Raw genomic sequence first — 18,116 nt, forward strand, 5'->3', positions numbered from 1 at the left:
CGCTCATGACGGCGTCTCTGCCGTACTGGCGGCTGTCGGGTTTCTACTTCTTCTACTTCGCCTTGCTCGGGGGGACGGCGCCATTTCTGGCGTTGTACTTCGACCACCTGGGCTTTTCTGCGGCGCGAATCGGCGAGCTGATCGCGATTCCCATGCTGATGCGCTGCGTGGCCCCCAATCTGTGGGGCTGGCTGGGTGATCACACCGGTCAGCGCCTGCTCATCGTGCGCTTTGGGGCGTTGTGCACCCTGGCCTGCTTCGCCGGCATCTTCCTCGACAAGAGCTACGCCTGGCTGGCGCTGATCATGGCCACGCATGCGTTCTTCTGGCACGCGGTGCTGCCGCAGTTCGAGGTCATCACCCTGGCGCACCTGCGTGAGCAGGCCGCGCGCTACAGCCAGATCCGCCTGTGGGGCAGCATCGGTTTCATCGTCGCCGTGGTCGGCCTTGGCCTGTTGTTCGAGTGGCTGAGCCTGGATGCCTACCCGGCGGCGCTGGTGGTGATCATGGCCGGCATCGTCGCCGGCAGTTTCTGGGTGCCCAACGCCCAGCCGCTGCAGCGCCCGAGCACCCCGGAGCAGGGTGGTTTCCTGCGTCAGCTGCGGCGCCCCGGCATGCTCGCGTTCTACCTCTGCGTCGCGCTGATGCAGTTGAGCAACGGCCCGTACTACACCTTCCTCACCCTGCACCTGGAGGGCGTCGGTTACAGCCGTGGCGCCATCGGCCTGTTCTGGGCGCTGGGGGTGGTGGCGGAGATTCTCCTGTTCCTGGTCATGGCGCGCCTGCTGCAGCGCTATTCGCTGCGTGCGGTGCTGCTGGCCAGCTTCCTGATCACCGCCCTGCGCTGGCTGCTGCTGGGCAACCTGCCAGAGTATCTGCCCGTGCTGCTGCTGGCGCAGTGCATGCACGCCGCCACCTTCGGCGCCTTCCATGCCGCCTGCATCCACTTCGTGCAGCGCAGTTTCGCCGATCGCCAGCAGGGCCAGGGCCAGGCGCTCTACGCCAGCCTGGCCGGTATCGGCGGGGCCCTCGGCGCGCTGTATGCCGGGTACAGCTGGAACAGCCTGGGACCGGCCTGGACCTTCGCCATCGCCAGTCTGGTAGCCTTGCTCGCAGCCTTCGTCATTGCCACCCGCCTGCCGCCCGAGCGGCCCTGAATCGAGTGCCCCGTCATGAGCAGCCTCAGCGTCCACCTGAACACCTCTCCGGAACTGCCGAACAAGGTTCTCAACCATGCCGACGATATCGCCAGCACCCTGGCGGCCGTCGGTATCGACTACCGTCGGCTGGAGCTGCCGCAGGCGTTGCGTCCCGGCTGCGAGGACAGCGAGTTCGACGCGGCCTACGGGCTGTGGCTGCAGGCGCTGATGGGGGAGCAGGGCTATGTGTGCCAGGAGCTGTTCAACCTGCAGCGCAATCATCCGCAGAAGCTCGAACTGCGTGCGCGTCACCTCGACGAGCAGGTGCAGGCGAAGGCCAGCGCCTGGCTGTTCATCGGCGGGTTCGCCCAGCTCAACGTGCATCTGGATGGCTACGTCTACGTGCTGCAGGGCGAGCGTGGCGATCTGCTGACCCTGCCGGGCGGCACCCGCCACTGGTTCGACCTGGGCGAGGAGCCACACGTGCTGGCGCTGCGCCTGAGCCAGCAGGAAGAGGCGCCGGAACGCAGCGGTGAGGATATCGCCAGTCGCTTCCCGCGCCTGGGCGAGTGAAGCGCTCGGTCAACCCGCAGGGAACCCGCGCCGGCCGCTGACTATCCTATGCAGGCAACCCCTTACACAGGAGTGTCGTCATGGGTTCCACCTTCAATGGGCTGATCGGCCTGGTCATCCTGGCCCTGGATATCTGGGCCATCATCAACGTGGTCAAGAGCGGTGCCGAGACTGGCATCAAGATCCTGTGGATTCTGCTGATCGTGCTGTTGCCGGTGGTCGGCCTGATCATCTGGGCGCTGATGGGGCCGCGCGGCAACGTCAGGATCTGACCCGGCCGTGCGGCTGGCGCCGCAGGCGTGCGCCGCGTTCACAGCGCCAGCTGCGCCTGGGTCGGCTGCAGCACGCCTTCCAGTTCCAGCAGCCACTGTTTGCGTGACAGGCCGCCGGCATATCCGGTGAGGCTGCCATCACGCCCGATCACCCGATGGCAGGGCACGATGATCGAGATCGGGTTGGCGCCGTTGGCGGTGCCGACCGCCCGCACCGCCTGGGGGCGCTCGATGACTCTGGCCAGCTCCGAGTAGCTGCAGGTACGGCCGTAGGGGATGGCCTGCAGCGCCTGCCAGACCTGCTGCTGAAATGCCGTGCCGCGTGGCGCCAGGCGCAGCTCGAAATGGCGGCGCTGGCCGGCGAAGTACTGGTCGAGCTGGCTGCACACGGCGTCCAGCTCACGGCCGGCAGGCTGCCAGTCGTCCTCGATGCGCCAGGGCCTGCTGTCCAGCTCCATCAGCAGCAATTGCAGACCGCTGTCGTCGGCGGCGATGAACAGCGGGCCGAGCGGGCTGTCGTGGTAGCGATAGTGCATGCTTCAGCCTCCTGAATAGTTGTGCCAGAGATGCGCCGCGGCGTAGGCGCGCCATGGCCGCCAGGCCTCGGCGCGCAGTTGCAGGCGTCGTGCGTCGATGCCTTCGGCGCCCCATACCGGGGCCTTGAGCAGGCCCAGGTCGCTGGCGGGAAACGCATCGGCCTCGCCGAACGCACGCAGGGCGATGTAGTGCGCCGTCCACGGGCCGATGCCGGGCAGGGCGCACAGCTGTTCGATCAGCGCTGCGCTGCCGTCCTGCAGGCTCAGTTGCAGGCGGCCGTCGGCGATACAGGCCGCGAAGTGCTGCAGGCACTGCACGCGCTTGCCCGGCATGCCGATACCCGTCAGGTCCGCCTCCGCGATCGCCTGCGGGGTAGGGAACAGATGGCTGATGCCCACTGCCTGCGGCGTCTCGATCGGCGCACCGGCACGTTGCACCAGACGGCCGACGATGGTGACCGCTGCCTTGACCGCCACCTGCTGGCCGACGATGGCGCGCACGGCCTGCTCGAACGGGTCGAAGGCCACGGGCAGGCGCAGGCCGGGGTTGCGCTGCAGCAGCGGTGCGAGCAGCGCGTCGCGGCTGAGGTGACGGACTATCGTCTCGGGCTCGCTGTCGAGATCGAACATGCGGCGAACGCGCTGCTCGACGTGATCGAGATGGGCCGGCGAGGTGACCCGGCAGCGCAGTTCCAGGGCGTTCTGTCCGGCCAGCGGCATGACCTGCAGCCAACCGGGTACGCCGTCGATCATGAAGCCACGGCTGTAGCTGGCGGCGCTCAGCGACTCCAGGCCGGGAATCGCGCGCAGGGCGAAGTGGCTGTGGAACTGTTGCCAGTCCCAGGGCGGTTGGTAGGGCAGGAGCAGGGTGATGATGTTCATGGCTCGCACCCTAGCTCGGCATCGAGGGCTTGTCAGCGCGAAGATGACTTTCAAACTGCCGGCGGCTGGCCGAACGCCGTCGTCGCGCGTTGATAGCGCCCGGGTGTCGTGCCTTTCCAGCGCTTGAAGGCGTGGATGAAGTTGGACAGCTCGCCGTAACCCAGGCGCTCGGCTATTTCCTCCAGGCTCAGTCCGCCAGCGGCCAGCAGCTCCTCGGCCAGCGCCTGGCGCACCTCGTCCTGCAGACCACGGAAGTGGGTGCCTTCGTCGAGCAGACGGCGGCGCAGAGTGCGGCTGCTCAGGTGCAACTGGCTGGCCACCTGTTCCATGTCGGCCAGCTGTCCTGGCGATTGCAGCAACAGCTGGCGTACGCGCCCGGCCAGCCCCTGATGCAGCTGATGGCGGGCCAGCAGTGCCTGGCACTGCAGTTCGCAGGCCTGGACCAGCTGCGGGTTGGCGCGTGGCAGCGGGTTGTCCAGCAGGTCGGCGGAGAACCCCAGGCGGTTGTGCGCGGCGCCGAAGCGTGGCGCCTGGCCGAAGGCGGCGATGAACGGCGAGACGTCGGCTGGCGCCGCCTGGCGCAGCTCCAGGGCGAGCAAGGGCAACCTGCTGCAGAGCAGTTCGCGTACCACCACCAGTGCCGCGAGCATGTCACGCTGCACGATGAAGTCCTGCAGCGCCGGTTGCAGTGCCTGGTCATCGAAGCACAGGCTGGCGACGGCGCCCTCGACGTTCAGGCTGATGCGGGTGAACGCGTAGGTCAGGCCGTGATAGCGCAGCCCCAGCTCCGCCGCCTGGCGCACGTTGGCACTGCTGAGAATGGCGTAGCCCCAGGCGCCGTAGGTGGTCAGGTGGTAGCGCCGGCCGGCCTGCAGGCCCAGATCGCCGACCCGGGGCAGCGCCTCGACCAGGTTGGCGATCAGTTGCAGTTCGCCTGCGGCTTCGACCTCGCCGTTCAGACCGGTGAGGTGCACGGGAGTGAGCCCGGTCCCGTGCAGGCACCTGTCCAGGCTCAGGCCGAGGTCGAGCCCCAGCTGGGTGAGCAACTGGACGCTGATGATGCTGCGCCGGGCAGGCCAGGGTGGTGGCATGAGTTGTCCGAAAATCACAATATCCTGGCCGACTATGCCATAACCCGGACGTGGCGAGGCAAGTAGCATCCCCTGATCGCCATAAACGGGTGCTTCTGAAAAACGTGGGCGAGGCAGTCAGCGCAAGGCGAAAACAGGCGAAAAAGTGCAGTTCACAGCTGCAAATCAGCACCTTGAGCCTGTTTTTAACGCAGCGATGACAGCGCAGGTAGTTCTTACGAGGTGCCCATACGGGTCGGGGAGACCACAATGCACAACAACCCCCGTACTGACGCGCCCTGGCGCGTGTTGATCATCGGCAGCGGCTTTGCCGGGCTGGGCCTGGCCATGCAGCTGCGCCAGGCCGGTCAGGAGGACTTCCTGCTGCTGGAAAAAGCCGGCGACGTCGGCGGCACCTGGCGCGACAACAGCTACCCGGGGGCAGCCTGCGACGTGCCCTCGCACCTGTACTCGTTCTCCTTCGAGGCCAAGCACGACTGGTCGCGCAGGTTCGCACCGCAGGCGGAGATCCATGCCTATATCCGCCAGTGCGTGGAGAAGCACCGGCTGCATGCGCATATCCGCCTGAGCAGCGAGGTGCTTGGCGCCGACTTCGATGCGGCGCGCGGCATCTGGCGCGTCGAACTGGCTGGCGGCGAGGTGATCGAGACGCAGGCGCTGGTCAGTGCCTGCGGCCAGCTCAACCGGCCTGCCTATCCGCAGCTGCCGGGTCTGCAGAATTTCCGTGGCGAGGCCTTCCACTCGGCGCGCTGGCGCCATGACCTCGATCTGAGCGGCAAGCATGTGGCCGTGATCGGCACCGGCGCCTCGGCCATCCAGTTCGTCCCGCAGATCCAGCCCAGGGTCGCCAGCCTGAGCCTGTTCCAGCGCTCGGCTGCCTACGTGCTGGCCAAGGCGGATCGTGCCTATCGCCCCTGGGAGATCGCCCTCAAACGCCGTCTGCCGCTGTGGCAGCGTGCCGACCGCCTGCTGCAGTACTTGCACCACGAGGGGCGTGCACTGGCCTTCATCTGTTTTCCCTGGCTGATGCGTGTGTTCCGCCACAGTTTCACCCGCCACCTGCAACGGCAGATGCCCGACGCCGGCAAGCGGGCGCAACTGCAGCCGGACTACCCCATGGGCTGCAAGCGCATCCTGATCAGTAACGATTACTTCCCGGCGCTGGCGCAGGCCAACGTCGAGATCGTCGATTCGCCGATTCACGAAGTGCGTGAACGTTCTCTGCTGACCGCCGACGGTCGCGAGCATCCCTGCGACGTGCTGATCTACGGCACGGGCTTCACCGCGACCGACTTCCTGGCGCCGATGCGCATCCGTGGGCTCGATGGCCAGGACCTGAACCAGGCCTGGAAGGACGGCGCGGAGGCGTACAAGGGCATCAGCGTCAGCGGATTTCCCAACCTGTTCCTGCTGTACGGGCCGAATACCAACCTCGGCCACAACTCGATTCTCTACATGCTGGAGAGCCAGTACGCCTATGTGCTCGGTTGCCTGCGTGCGCTGCGTGAGCAGGGCCTGCGCTATCTCGATCTGCGGCCGCCGGTGCAGCGCCGGTACAACGCCAGACTGCAACAGGCGACTCATCGAACGATATGGGAACAGGGCTGCGACAGCTGGTACAAGACCGCTACCGGCAAGAACACCAACAACTGGCCGGGTTTCACCTTCACCTATCGCCTCATGACCCGTACTCCGGAGCTTGCCGACTATGACTGCGTCCGCTGAATTCCAAGCCCCCGCCGCCGAGCAGATGCTGCTGCGCGGCCTGTTGCGCGGTTTCCTGCGTCTGTTCTTTCGCGGGCTGGTGCGGCCACCGATGCCGGTTTCCGGGCAGCGCCGCGTGCTGCGCGCCCTCACCAGCGTCACCCTGACGCCGCGCGGTGTGCGTCGCAGCGCCTCGACCCTGGGCGGTCGCCCCTGCGAATGGCACCGCGCGCCTGGCGCCCGCGGCGGCGTGCTGCTCTACCTGCACGGCGGCGCCTTCATGATCGGCGGGCCGGATACGCATCGGGGCATCTGCGCCAGCCTGGCCAAGCGCGCTGGTCTGGACGTCTGCGCGCTGGATTATCGGCTGGCGCCGGAGCATCCCTATCCGGCGGCGCGCGACGATGTGGTGGCGGCTTACCGGGGCCTGCTGGAGTCGGGGTATCGCGCGGAGCAGATCGCCATCGGCGGTGATTCTGCCGGCGGCAACCTCAGCCTGGTCGGCTGCCTGCGCATCATCGAGCTGGGCCTGCCGGCTCCTGCGGCGCTGGTGTGCTTCTCGCCAGCCACCGATTTCACCGGCGAGCGGATGCACCAGCCGCCAGCCGGCGATCCGCTGATCCACCCCAGCTGGGTCGAGCAGGCCGCCGAACTCTACTGTCCGGCCGGTGTGCCACGTGACGACCCGGGCATGTCGCCGCTGTTCGCCGACCTGCGCTGCTTGCCGCCGACGCTGGTCCAGGTCGGCGAGGACGAACTGCTGCTGAACGACAGTCTGCGCCTGGCCGAGCGCGCTGCGGCGGCGGGCGTCGACATGCGTCTGGAGCGCTACCCGGGGCTGTGGCACGTGTTTCAGGCGCATGTCGGCGTGCTGCGTGCGGCGGATTACGCCATCGGGCGGGTGGTGGCCTTTCTGCGCGAACGGGGGCTGTGAGAGGGGCGCGGGCGCCCGGCTGGCCAATTGCCGCTGGTCGCCGGCTTCGTTACAAAGACTTTCCATCCAGCGCGCACCTGGCGTTCAGCGACTACCCTTGCAAGGACGGCTTTCAGTCCGGCGCTCTGTCGGGCAGTCGTCGATGCGCTTGAAGTAGACACGTCGAGCATCCGCTCGATTCTCGGGGCGGCGCCAGCAGGGGCCGCGACACCGTCCAGCCGGGCGGTAGCAATGGGAAAGCGGTCAATCCATCCATAGCCTGAGAGGAGGTCGTTTATGAGCACAGCCTTCCACGAAGACTCCAGCACCTCGGTGCTGCGTCGGATGAAAGAAGGGGGGTTCGACTTCGCCCAGTTCCACCCGATCGAGTTCTACGCCATTTTTCCCGATGAGGAGCGGGCCAGAATGGCGGCCAGAAATTTTCGCGGCGAGTCGCTCAACGCCCAGGTATCCGCCCGTGAGGACGGCGCCTGGCACCTGCAAATCAGCAAAGTGATGTACGCCACCCATGCCGGTATTGGCGCGTTCGAGCATGACCTGGAGTCCATTGTCGTCCCGCTGGGCGGCACCCTGGACGGCTGGGGTGTAACCCAGGAGGTGAAAGCGTCGGCGGTCCGTTAGCACGCCTTTCCTGCGGTCTGGCGTGTTCTGCTCCTCTTTCCTGCCGGGGAAGAGGGGCGGAGGGCGCGGCTGACCTGCTGCTGAGAGCGAGCCGGGACAGACCGGCAGCCTCGACTTGGCCAGCGCCATCACGCAGACTGCGTGGCGGAGGTACTCATGACCGATGTTCTGATCCTGACCCATATCGATTATTGCCCGCCCGCGCATCTGGCGCAGGTGCTGCAGGCGCGTGGTTGCAGCTTCGACGTGTTACGCGTCGACCTGGGCGAGCTGCGTGGCTATGACCTCGAGCGACCCAGGGCGGTGGCCGTGATGGGCGGCCCGATGAGCGTCAATGACCCCTTGCCGTGGATCGCCGACGAGGTGGCCGCCCTGCAGCGCCTCATCGCCCGCGAAGTGCCGATCATCGGTCATTGCCTTGGCGGCCAGTTGCTGGCCAAGGCTCTCGGCGCCAGCATTCGGCGGATGCCCTACACCGAAGCGGGCTGGCAGGACATGCAGCGCCATGCGCAGGTGACGGACAGCCCCTGGCTGGTGCACCTGCCCGAGCCGTTCAGCATCTTCCAGTGGCACGGTGACACCTTCGCCCTGCCCGAGGGCGCGCAGGCGCTGTTCAGCAGCCGCTGGTGCGACAACCAGGCCTTCGCCTGGGGCGACAAGGTGCTGGCGCTGCAGGGCCACCCGGAGATGACCGAGCCACTGATCGAGTGCTGGCTCGATGACTGGGCGCACTTGCTCGATGAGCGCCAGCCCAGCCAGCAGTCCCTCGCCGAGATGCGCGAGCAGTTGCCGGAGAAGGTCAGGGCGCTGAATCAGGTGGCCGAGGGCTTCTACGCGCACTGGCTGCAACTGGCGGGTCTGTGAGCTAGGGGCCCCAATAGTTGAAGTAGTAGATGCTGCCTGACTGAATCTCGAATTCGATCTCGCCACCGCATTCGATCGTGTGCACACCCGGTGTCGTTTCTCCGGCCACGTCGAGTGGCACCGGCCAGGGTTCGCCGTCCAGCGAGAGCGTGCCGCAGCCACCGCCGTTGTCATGCTCGACCACCAGGTAGGTCTTGCCATCGGCGCTCGGCTTGTAGCGGCCGCGAAGCTCGTAGGTGGCGTCCGCATCCATGCCGGCGACGTTCACCAGCAGGACGATGGCGATGGCCAGCAGGATGCAGGCCAGCAGGGCTCCCAGGGCGATCAGCGCATACTTGAGCACGCGGATCATGGCTCGGGCTCGTCGGCGATGCTGGCCAGCAGATCGGTCACCCCGACATCCACCCCGGCCTGCGAGAGCAGGGTCGTCGCCTGGCCACGATGGTGGGTCTGGTGGTTGAACAGGTGCATCAGCAGGGCGAAGAAGTTCTTTCTCGCCTCGATCCCCCTGGTGTTGCGATAGGCCAGGGGCTGGTCCAGCTGCTCTTCATTGATCTCCGCAGCCAGCGCCTCGATGCAGGCGTCCAGCTGCACGCGCAGGGCGGTCAGCTCGCGGATGTTCGCGGCCATCGGCTGATCCAGGCGCGTGGGGCGTTGCAGCCCGGCGAGCGCCTGCAGCGCCCGATGGTTCGCCGGGTGTGCGGCATAGCGCCCGAGCCAGATCAGGTCGGCCACCACCAGGTGATTCAGGGTGCCCAGGATCGAGCCGAAGAACGCGCCACGCTCGGCGCTCAATGCCTCGTCGGGCAAACTGGCAGCCGCAGCGTACAGGCGTTCGTTCATCCAGCTGTTGTAGCGCGCCATCTGGCGGATGTGCTCGATTCTCTGCATGCTCTCACCGCTGCTGTTGCCTGTCCTGAAGGCTATACCAATCTTCGCTGAGCAGCCCGTAGAGTGCCGAATCCGATACCTGCCCGTCGATGATCCAGCGTTGGCGGAGCAGACCTTCCTTGCTGAAACCCAGGCGTTCCAGCGCCCGCCCGGAGGCGGCGTTGCTCGGGTCGATCTCCGCTTCGACGCGGTTGAGCCCCAGGGTTTCGAACCCGTGGCGCAGCAGCTCACGGGCCGCCTCCTGGATGTAACCCCGGCCCCAGGCGCTTGAGGCAATGCCGAAGCCGATCTCCGCGCGCCGCGACTCGGGTTCGTAGCTGAACAGCAGGCATTTGCCGATCAGCTCGCCGCAGTCCCTGTTGACGATGGCCAGGGTCAGGCGCTGGCCGTCGTGCATGGCCTGGCATTCCGCGCGGATGAAGTCCTGTGCCACGGCCTCGCAGGCCCAGGCCGGGGTGTTCCAGTACTGCATGACCTGGGGATCGGAAAAGATTGAGAACAGTGCCGGGGCATCCGCAGCTTCCAGTGGGCGCAGGAGCAGACGTGGCGTAGTCAGATGGACGGAAAGATCGGGCATCGGGATATCTCGTTCAGGTAGTCGGGGGGCTCATCGGCAATGGCTGCGCGCAACCGCTCACGCGCCTGGCTGGCAGCGGACAGGCTCAGCAGCGTTCGCACCAGGGCGACGACATCGTGCAGTGCAATCAACTGGCCCTCGCCGTTCCGCGCCGCCTGTTCGAGCGGGGTGTTCAGCTGGCCCGCTTGCAGGCAGGTGAAGGCCAAGGCCTCGGCGGGCATCGATCAGCATGATCCGCATCCACGACCCGGGCGCAGCGACGCTCGCCCGAGAGGTGAAGGGCAGGGACGTTAATGTGCACCCAGGGCAGTGGTCAAACGAATGCCGGCGGTCAACTATTACAGCGTTTCTCCGCCGGTATTCCCGCACCCCTGGCACCGCGTACGGGACCTGGGCGAGGGCGGGCACTGCTGCAGAGGGGGTCGGCTACTGGCTGTCCGGCTCCGACCACACGGCGAACTCGTTGCCGCCGGGCTCGACGAAGTGGAAGCGCCGGCCTCCCGGGAAGGCGAAGATCGGTTTGACGATCTTCCCGCCAGCAGCCTCGATCTTGTGCAGCGTTTCCTCCAGTCGCGCGCTGTAGAACACGATCAGCGCGCTGCCGTGTTCGTTACGCGCCGACATCTCGGCGCTGAAGAATCCGCCGTCCAGGCCTTCGCCCGCGAATGCCGCGTAATCCGGGCCGTAATCCGTGAAATGCCAGCCGAATGCGGCCTGGAAGAAGGCTTTGCTGGCCGGCAGGTTGCGGGTGGGGTATTCGACGTAGTCGATCTTCTCGTGGGCAGGCATGCCGGGCTCCTTGGCTCTGTGTGCAGGGTGGATTCACTGACGGGATCTGGCCAGGTCGATGGCCGCCTGGATGGCTGCGCGTGCCTGCGGGCTGTTCTTCCAGCAGGTCGAGCCAAGCTGGGCCGATACGGCGCTGACGATATCGCCGACGCAGGCTTCGGCCAGGTCGCCGAGTGAGTTGAAACCTATCTGTTCGAGTCGTCGAACGACGGTCGGGCCTACGCCCTTGAGGCTGATCAGTGCGTCGTATTCATGGGCTGGAAAGGGCATGGTGATGGCTACCGAGGGATTGAATTTGCCGTTGATCGACTGGCGCGTGTTCAGCGGCGCACCGTATGCGCGTTGACGAAGGCGTCGATATCTGCGGTCGACTGCAAGTGGTAGAGCGCCTTGCCGGCGGCGCTTGCCTCGATCCTGGCGAGCAAGGCGCTGGTCCAGAAACGTGGTGACAGGCGCAGGTATCTCCAGCTCGCCAGGGTGCCTTTCAGCACGGAGCTGCCCTCCGGCCAGCCTTCCGGTCTCACCCATGCGCTCTGCAGCAGTCGCTTGCAGGTGAACCAGTAGTGCTGCCAGTATGGCAGGTCGACGTAGATGAGCGTGTCTGCGGATTCCAGCCGTTGCCAGAAGGACTCCAGCGTGCCCAGACCTTCGATGATCCAGCCGTCCCTGTCCAGAATGGCGCGGTGCGCCGCGTCGTATTCCTCGTTCGACACCTTGGTTCCGTCGGCTCGGTAGACCATCAGGTCCTGGGGGAACAGCTCGAGGCCCTTGGCCTGTGCCAGTTTCCTGCCCAGTGTGGACTTGCCGCCACCTGGCTTGCCGAAAACGGCTATCCGTTTCATGCCTCATCATTCCCTTCGCGTGCACTGCGTTGTGCCGGATGATTGCACGGCTGCCCGGCGCCTGGGTACTGTACAAACGCCGCATGCAGGCGCGTGTCGGGTCGCCGTGGGGCGTCAGGTCGCGCTCAGGGCGTCACGCAGCGCCTGGGGCAGCGGGATGGGGCGCTTGCTCTCGGGGGACACGGCTACCTGCGTGAGGGTGGCGCGGAAGGTGACGTCGTGCGCGGCATTGCGGGCCTCGACGCAGAAGGAGAACGAGCTGGTGGTGAGATCGCCGCTGCGCACCTCGATGTCGATGACCTCGTCCCAGGCCATGGGCGCCAGGAACTCGATCGAGAGTGCGCGGGCGGGAGGCAGAATGCCCATCGCGAAGATTTCGCGTATGGCCGGCCCGCCAAGGGCGTGAGCCAGGAAGTCGTGCACCGCTTCGATGACGAAGTAGCTGATGCGTGGCGTGTAGACGATGCCGGCCGGGTCGCAGTCGCCGAAGAGAATTCGTCGCTTCGTTACAAAGCTCATGGGGAAGGTCTCGGGTTGGGCGTTGCTGGACGTACTGTGCGCCTGGAACAGCGCAGGTGCGCAACCCGGCGCAGCGGCTGAGCCACTGCGCCGGGGCGGGGTCAGCGGTTGAAGCGTTCGACCAGCGCGTACTGGCCCTGGGCGGTGCCGGTCAGGGCCTGGCTGAGCTTGGCCGTGTTCTGCGCCTCGCCAGCCGTCTGGTCGGCCAGCTGGGCGATGGTGGTGATGTTGCGATTGATCTCGTCGGCCACGGCGCTCTGTTCTTCCGCGGCGGCAGCGATCTGGTTGGCCATGTCGGCGATGTTGGCGACCGAATCGCTGATGCCGGACAGCGCCTGGTCGGCCTTCAGCACGCGTTCGACGCCTTCGTCGGCCTGCTTGCGGCCGATTTCCATGGTCATCACCGCTTCTTCGGCGGTGCGCTGCAGTTTGGCGATCAGCGTGTGGATCTGCTCGGTGGATTCGGCGGTGCGTTGCGCCAGCGACCGGACTTCATCCGCCACCACGGCGAAACCACGCCCCATCTCGCCGGCGCGGGCCGCTTCGATGGCCGCGTTGAGGGCCAGCAGGTTGGTCTGGTCGGCGATGCCCTTGATCACATCGACCACGCCGCCGATTTCATTGCTGTCCTGGGCCAGGCGGGTGACGGTCTCGCCGGTATCGCCCACCGACTGCGACAGGCGCTGGATCGCTTCGCGGGTTTCCTCGGCGATGCCGCGGCCCTCGCTGGTCAGGCGATTGGCCTCCTGGGTGGCGATGGCGGTGCGGGCGACATTGCTGGCCACTTCCAGGGTGGTGGCGGCCATCTCGTTGACGGCGGTGGCGACCAGTTCGGTTTCGCTGCGCTGACGCTCCAGGCCGGCCGAGCTGTTGTGGGCCAGCTTGTCGGCTTCGCGCGCCTGCTGGGTCAGGTGCTCGGCGGTGTCCTGCAGCCGGGTGAGGCAGGTCTTCAGGCGCGCACCCTGGCTGAGCATGGCCATCTCCAGGCGTGCTTCGGCGCCACGGCTGTCGGTGTACATCTGCGCGATCAGCGGGTCGGAGGTGGTCTGCTCGGCGATGCGCAGCAGGCGCTTGATGCCGCGGGTCTGCCAGGCGATGCCGGCCAGCCCCAGCGGCACGGAGAGCAGGGCGGCGAGGATGAAGCCCCAGTTGCTGCCCATCCAGTGGCCGATGAGAAAACCGATCTGGCTGACCAGGATGAACGGCATCCACGCCTGGACGATGGGCACCCACTGATTGCTCGCCGGAATGGCCGACTTGCCGGCGTTGACCCGTGCGTAGAGTGCCTCTGCGCGGCGTACCTGCTCGGCGCTGGGCTTGACGCGGACGGACTCGTAACCGACCACCTGGTTGTTCTCGGTGATAGGGGTGACGTAGGCGTTGACCCAGTAGAAGTCACCACTCTTGCAGCGGTTCTTGACGATACCCATCCACGGGCGGCCACTCTTGAGGGTCGTCCACATGTGATCGAACACGGCCGGCGGAACGTCCGGGTGGCGCACGATGTTGTGCGGCGCACGTTGCAGTTCTTCGCGGGTGAAGCCACTGATCTCGACGAAGGCGTCGTTGCAGTAGGTGATCTGACCCTTGAGATCGGTAGTGGAGATCAGACGCTGCTGCGCAGGGAAGGTGCGTTCGCGCTGGGTGACCGGTTGGTTGTTACGCATGGCAGGTATCCGTCGTTGTAATGCCCTGTCATCGGCCGGCAAGTGGCGAAGTTGAGGGCTGAATCCGTTTTTTGCGAGTGTAACGCTTTTTGAATGGCGTCACATTTCTGTCGCGATGGTGGCCGTCCCTGACCCAACGAAGAATAGGCGCCCTGCCGCAGGAAGCAGCAGGGCATTTGCGTCAGTTGGCGATCATCTGGCGCAGCACGTAGTGCAGGATGCCACCGGCCTTGAAGTACTCGACCTCATTGAGCGTATCGATGCGGCACAGCACCTCGACCCGTTCCTGCTGACCACCCTCGCGGCTGACGATCAGGGTCAGGGGCATTTGCGGGCGCAGTTCCACGCCTTCGAGCCCTTCGATGGCCAGCGTCTCCTGGCCCGTCAGCCCGAGGGTGTTGCGATCGGTGCCGGGCTTGAACTGCAACGGCAGCACGCCCATGCCCACCAGGTTGGAGCGGTGGATGCGCTCGAAACTCTCGGCGATCACGGCCTTGACGCCCAGCAGGTTGGTGCCCTTGGCCGCCCAGTCGCGGCTGGAACCGGTACCGTACTCCTTGCCGGCGACGATCAGCAGCGGCGTGCCTTCGCCCTGGTAGCGCATGGCGGCGTCGTAGATCGCCAGCTTGTCACCGCTGGGGATGTGCAGGGTGTTGCCGCCTTCCTCGCCGCCGAGCATTTCGTTGCGGATGCGGATGTTGGCGAAGGTGCCGCGCATCATCACCTCATGGTTGCCACGGCGCGAGCCATAGGAGTTGAAGTCGGCCTGGGCCACGCCATTGTCGCGCAGGTAGCGTCCGGCCGGGCTGTCGGCCTTGATGTTGCCGGCCGGCGAGATGTGGTCGGTGGTCACCGAGTCGCCCAGCAGGGCGAGGATGCGCGCATCGCGGATGTCAGTGATGCGCGGGGGATCGCCGGCGATGTTCTCGAAGAACGGCGGGTGCTGGATGTAGGTGGAGTCCGTCTGCCAGGCGTAGGTGTCGGCCTCGGGCACGCTGATCGCCTGCCACTTCGCGTCGCCGGCGAAGACCTCGGCATACTCCTTGCGGAACATCGCGGTATCGACCTTGGCGATGGCGTCGGCGATTTCCGCCTGGCTCGGCCAGATGTCCTTGAGGTAGACCGGCTGGCCGTCCTTGCCGGTGCCGAGCGCGTCCCGGGTGAGATCGATGCGCACGCTGCCGGCCAGGGCATAGGCGACCACTAGGGGCGGCGAGGCCAGCCAGTTGGTCTTCACCAGCGGATGCACGCGGCCCTCGAAGTTGCGGTTGCCGGAGAGCACCGAGGCCACGGTCAGGTCGGCCTTGGCGATGGCTTTCTCGATGGGCTCGCGCAGCGGGCCGGAGTTGCCGATGCAGGTGGTGCAGCCGTAGCCCACCAGGTCGAAGCCGAGTTTTTCCAGGTAGGGGGTCAGGCCGGCGGCCGCGAAGTATTCGGTGACCACCTTGGAGCCAGGGGCGAGGGAGCTCTTGACCCAGGGCTGGCGCTGCAGGCCTCGCTCCACGGCCTTCTTGGCCAGCAGGCCGGCCGCCATCATCACGCTGGGGTTGGAGGTGTTGGTGCAGGAGGTGATGGCGGCGATCACCACGGCGCCATCCTGCAGGCGGTGGGTATGGCCGTCGTCCTGATAGTCGATCCCGCCGCTCTGCTGGTCGCCGCCGACGGCCGTACCGCCGCCGCCTTCGTTGAGCATGCGGCCTTCTTCCCTGGCCGCCGGTTTCAGCTGCAGGCCGACGAAGTCGTCGAAGGCCTGGCTGACCTGGCCCAGCGCGACGCGGTCCTGCGGACGCTTGGGCCCGGCCAGGCTGGCTTCGACGCTGCCCATGTCCAGACTCAGGCTGTCGCTGAACAGCGGTTCTGCCCCGGCTTCACGCCACAGGCCCTGGGCCTTGCTGTAGGCCTCGACCAGTTGCACGCTCGCTTCCGGGCGGCCGGACAGGCGCAGGTAGCCGAGGGTGATGTCGTCCACCGGGAAGAAGCCGCAGGTGGCGCCGTATTCCGGTGCCATGTTGGCGATGGTGGCGCGATCGGCCAGTGGCAGCTCGGCCAGGCCGTCGCCGTAGAACTCGACGAATTTGCCCACCACGCCTTTCTTGCGCAGCATCTGCGTCACGGTGAGCACCAGGTCGGTGGCGGTGATGCCTTCCTTGAGCTTGCCGCTGAGCTTGAAGCCGATGACCTCGGGGATCAGCATCGACACCGGCTGGCCGAGCATGGCTGCTTCCGCCTCGATGCCGCCAACCCCCCAGCCGAGCACGCCGAGGCCATTGATCATGGTGGTGTGCGAGTCGGTGCCGACCAGGGTGTCGGGGTAGGCGAGGGTGGCGCCGTCCTCGCTCTTCGTCCACACCGTGCGTGCCAGGTATTCGAGGTTGACCTGGTGGCAGATGCCGGTGCCTGGCGGTACCACGCTGAAGTTGGCGAAGGCGTGCTGGCCCCAGCGCAGAAAGGCATAGCGTTCACCGTTGCGCTGCATTTCCAGCTCGACGTTGTCGTGGAAGGCGCTGGAGGAGGCGTAGCGGTCGACCATCACCGAGTGGTCGATGACCAGGTCCACCGGCGACAGCGGGTTGATGCGTTGCGGATCGCCGCCGGCCCTGGCCATGGCGTCGCGCATGGCGGCCAGGTCGACCACCGCCGGGACGCCGGTGAAATCCTGCATCAGGACCCGTGCCGGGCGGTACTGTATCTCGCGGTCCGAGGCGCGCTGGCCGAGCCAGTCGACCATGGCCTGCAGGTCTTCGGCGCTCACGGTCTGGCCGTCTTCGTTGCGCAGCAGGTTTTCCAGCAGCACCTTGAGCGACTTGGGCAGGCGCTGGATGTCGCCAAGGCGGCGGGCCGCCTCGGGCAGGCTGAAATAGTGGTAGGTGGTGTCGCCGATCTTCAGTTCGCGGCGGCAGTTCAGGCTATCGAGGGAGGGCATTGCACGTCTCCTTGGGCCCGCACGGTTCGGGCTATGTCTGATGGCGGCAGACTCTCAAGCTAGTCCTGCCTGACGAGTCTTGCGAGCCGTATCCTTGAATGTGCGTGGTTTGCGAGCAAGTCGTAGCCGCTTCAAACGATGATGGCTACACAGTAGCTGGACAGGTTTGCAGGCCTCAGGTTCCCGCCTCAGGTATCATGCGCGGCTCAAGGAGACGCTTTGATGAATACCCTGTTTCTGCATTGCCGCCCCGGTTTCGAGGGCGAGGTCTGCGCCGAGATCAGCGACCTCGCGGCTCGTCTGGACGTGCCCGGCTACTCCAAGGCCAAGCCTGGCAGCGCGTGCGCCGAGTTCGTCTGCAACGATGCGGCCGATTGCGAGCGCCTGATGCGCAGCGTGCGTTTCAACCAGTTGATCTTCCCGCGGCAGTGGGCGCGTGGGCGCTTCGTCGAGCTGCCGGAGAGCGAGCGCATCAGTGTGCTGCTGGAGGCACTGGCCGACTACCCGGTGTGCGGCAGCCTGTGGCTGGAGGTGCTCGACACCAACGAGGGCAAGGAAGTCTCCACCTTCTGCAAGAAGTTCGAGGCCCCGCTGCGCAAGGCGCTGCTCAAGGCCGGCAGGCTGGTGGAGGACGCGAAGAAACCGCGCCTGCTGCTGACCTTCAAGAGCGGCCGCGAGGTGTTCGCCGGCATCGCCGAGGCGGATAACCTGGCGATGTGGCCGATGGGCATTCCGCGTCTCAAGTTCCCGCGCGAGGCGCCGAGCCGTTCCACGCTCAAGCTGGAGGAGGCCTGGCATCACTTCATCCCGCGTGAACAGTGGGACCAGCGCCTGGCGCCGGGCATGACCGCCGTGGACCTGGGCGCTGCGCCCGGTGGCTGGACCTGGCAGCTGGTCAACCGGGAAATCCGCGTCACTGCCGTGGACAACGGGCCGATGGCCGAAAGCCTGATGTATTCGGGGTTCGTGGTGCACCAGCGGGCTGACGGCTTTACCTTCCGCCCGCGCCATCCGGTGCACTGGATGGTCTGCGATATCGTCGAGAAGCCGGCGCGCACCGCCTCGATGATCGAGACCTGGCTGGGCGAGGGGCTGTGCCGCGAGGCGGTGGTCAACCTCAAGCTGCCGATGAAGCAGCGCTATGCCGAGGTGCGGCGCTTGCTCGAGCGCATCGCGTCGGGGCTGGCGGAGCGAGGCATGAAGGTCAGTATCGGCTGCAAGCAGCTCTACCACGACCGTGAGGAAGTGACCTGTCATCTGCGCCGCCACGGCAAGTGAGGGGATGAACCGGG

The 18,116-nt window shown here is 66.4% G+C and carries 21 protein-coding genes; 8 read left to right on the top strand and 13 right to left on the bottom strand.

Annotated elements, in window-relative coordinates; translation table 11 throughout:
• The first annotated feature begins 5 nt into the window (after nt 1-5).
• The 3 genes from EPK82_RS01445 to EPK82_RS01455 all read left to right on the top strand — a co-directional run bounded on the left by EPK82_RS01445 (nt 6) and on the right by EPK82_RS01455 (nt 1,984).
• Complete coding sequence (locus EPK82_RS01445; RefSeq protein ID WP_134675561.1) at nt 6-1,157, top strand: MFS transporter; 1,152 nt, start codon at nt 6-8, stop codon at nt 1,155-1,157.
• 15 nt (nt 1,158-1,172) lie between these two features.
• Entirely contained in the window at nt 1,173-1,712 is a 540-nt protein-coding gene (locus tag EPK82_RS01450) for an acireductone dioxygenase (protein WP_134675562.1), read from the top strand.
• Nucleotides 1,713-1,792: 80 nt separating this feature from the next.
• Nucleotides 1,793-1,984 (top strand): PLDc N-terminal domain-containing protein, encoded by a 192-nt coding sequence (locus EPK82_RS01455; protein ID WP_037050625.1) that lies wholly within the window; start codon nt 1,793-1,795, stop codon nt 1,982-1,984.
• Between the two features lie 38 nt (nt 1,985-2,022).
• On the opposite strand, the gene EPK82_RS01460 is transcribed toward EPK82_RS01455, so the two are convergent.
• From EPK82_RS01460 to EPK82_RS01470, 3 genes are read right to left on the bottom strand one after another with little or no spacing between them, the layout of a single operon-like run.
• Nucleotides 2,023-2,520 (bottom strand): methylated-DNA--[protein]-cysteine S-methyltransferase, encoded by a 498-nt coding sequence (locus EPK82_RS01460; protein ID WP_047591497.1) that lies wholly within the window; start codon nt 2,518-2,520, stop codon nt 2,023-2,025.
• Nucleotides 2,521-2,523: 3 nt separating this feature from the next.
• Complete coding sequence (locus EPK82_RS01465; RefSeq protein WP_134675563.1) at nt 2,524-3,402, bottom strand: DNA-3-methyladenine glycosylase family protein; 879 nt, start codon at nt 3,400-3,402, stop codon at nt 2,524-2,526.
• Between the two features lie 50 nt (nt 3,403-3,452).
• Complete coding sequence (locus EPK82_RS01470) at nt 3,453-4,493, bottom strand: AraC family transcriptional regulator (RefSeq protein ID WP_208651073.1); 1,041 nt, start codon at nt 4,491-4,493, stop codon at nt 3,453-3,455.
• Nucleotides 4,494-4,742: 249 nt separating this feature from the next.
• On the opposite strand from EPK82_RS01470, the gene EPK82_RS01475 reads away from it, so the two are divergent.
• From EPK82_RS01475 to EPK82_RS01490, 4 genes are all read left to right on the top strand, one after another.
• The gene (locus tag EPK82_RS01475) at nt 4,743-6,218 is read left to right on the top strand and encodes a flavin-containing monooxygenase (RefSeq protein ID WP_208651075.1); all 1,476 of its coding nucleotides are present in this window, start codon (nt 4,743-4,745) and stop codon (nt 6,216-6,218) included.
• Nucleotides 6,202-7,131, top strand: a complete 930-nt coding sequence (locus EPK82_RS01480) for an alpha/beta hydrolase (RefSeq protein WP_134675565.1) — start codon at nt 6,202-6,204, stop codon at nt 7,129-7,131. Before EPK82_RS01475 ends, EPK82_RS01480 begins: the two co-directional genes overlap by 17 nt.
• A 276-nt stretch (nt 7,132-7,407) precedes the next feature.
• Nucleotides 7,408-7,752, top strand: coding sequence for a ribonuclease E inhibitor RraB (locus tag EPK82_RS01485; RefSeq protein WP_037050633.1), 345 nt, complete (start codon nt 7,408-7,410; stop codon nt 7,750-7,752).
• Between the two features lie 156 nt (nt 7,753-7,908).
• Complete coding sequence (locus tag EPK82_RS01490; protein ID WP_134675566.1) at nt 7,909-8,616, top strand: type 1 glutamine amidotransferase; 708 nt, start codon at nt 7,909-7,911, stop codon at nt 8,614-8,616.
• 1 nt (nt 8,617) lies between these two features.
• Here the strand turns inward: EPK82_RS01490 and EPK82_RS01495 are convergent, their stop codons facing one another.
• The 10 genes from EPK82_RS01495 to acnA form a co-directional block, all read right to left on the bottom strand.
• Nucleotides 8,618-8,968, bottom strand: a complete 351-nt coding sequence (locus EPK82_RS01495; RefSeq protein ID WP_134675567.1) for a hypothetical protein — start codon at nt 8,966-8,968, stop codon at nt 8,618-8,620.
• Nucleotides 8,965-9,507: a DinB family protein gene (locus tag EPK82_RS01500; protein ID WP_134675568.1), complete on the bottom strand. Its 543-nt coding sequence runs from the start codon at nt 9,505-9,507 to the stop codon at nt 8,965-8,967. Before EPK82_RS01500 ends, EPK82_RS01495 begins: the two co-directional genes overlap by 4 nt.
• A 4-nt stretch (nt 9,508-9,511) precedes the next feature.
• On the bottom strand, nt 9,512-10,084 hold the full coding sequence (locus EPK82_RS01505) for a GNAT family N-acetyltransferase (protein ID WP_134675569.1): 573 nt from the start codon (nt 10,082-10,084) through the stop codon (nt 9,512-9,514).
• Entirely contained in the window at nt 10,060-10,305 is a 246-nt protein-coding gene (locus tag EPK82_RS01510; RefSeq protein WP_037050643.1) for a hypothetical protein, read from the bottom strand. The genes EPK82_RS01505 and EPK82_RS01510 overlap by 25 nt, the downstream gene beginning before the upstream one ends.
• 205 nt (nt 10,306-10,510) lie before the next feature.
• On the bottom strand, nt 10,511-10,873 hold the full coding sequence (locus tag EPK82_RS01515) for a VOC family protein (RefSeq protein ID WP_134675570.1): 363 nt from the start codon (nt 10,871-10,873) through the stop codon (nt 10,511-10,513).
• 33 nt (nt 10,874-10,906) lie between these two features.
• Nucleotides 10,907-11,143: a helix-hairpin-helix domain-containing protein gene (locus EPK82_RS01520; RefSeq protein WP_037050646.1), complete on the bottom strand. Its 237-nt coding sequence runs from the start codon at nt 11,141-11,143 to the stop codon at nt 10,907-10,909.
• Nucleotides 11,144-11,193: 50 nt separating this feature from the next.
• Nucleotides 11,194-11,715, bottom strand: coding sequence for a P-loop NTPase family protein (locus EPK82_RS01525; protein ID WP_134675571.1), 522 nt, complete (start codon nt 11,713-11,715; stop codon nt 11,194-11,196).
• A gap of 114 nt (nt 11,716-11,829) precedes the next feature.
• The gene (locus EPK82_RS01530; RefSeq protein WP_134675572.1) at nt 11,830-12,234 is read right to left on the bottom strand and encodes an acyl-CoA thioesterase; all 405 of its coding nucleotides are present in this window, start codon (nt 12,232-12,234) and stop codon (nt 11,830-11,832) included.
• Between the two features lie 101 nt (nt 12,235-12,335).
• Nucleotides 12,336-13,901, bottom strand: a complete 1,566-nt coding sequence (locus EPK82_RS01535) for a methyl-accepting chemotaxis protein (protein WP_037050651.1) — start codon at nt 13,899-13,901, stop codon at nt 12,336-12,338.
• 181 nt (nt 13,902-14,082) lie between these two features.
• Nucleotides 14,083-16,824, bottom strand: a complete 2,742-nt coding sequence (gene acnA / locus EPK82_RS01540; protein ID WP_134675573.1) for an aconitate hydratase AcnA — start codon at nt 16,822-16,824, stop codon at nt 14,083-14,085.
• 222 nt (nt 16,825-17,046) lie between these two features.
• Between acnA and rlmM the strand changes: the two genes are divergently transcribed.
• Nucleotides 17,047-18,102: a 23S rRNA (cytidine(2498)-2'-O)-methyltransferase RlmM gene (gene rlmM / locus EPK82_RS01545; protein ID WP_037050655.1), complete on the top strand. Its 1,056-nt coding sequence runs from the start codon at nt 17,047-17,049 to the stop codon at nt 18,100-18,102.
• Nucleotides 18,103-18,116: the final 14 nt, after the last annotated feature.

This window comes from Ectopseudomonas khazarica (assembly GCF_004521985.1).
Lineage (GTDB): Bacteria > Pseudomonadota > Gammaproteobacteria > Pseudomonadales > Pseudomonadaceae > Aquipseudomonas > Aquipseudomonas khazarica.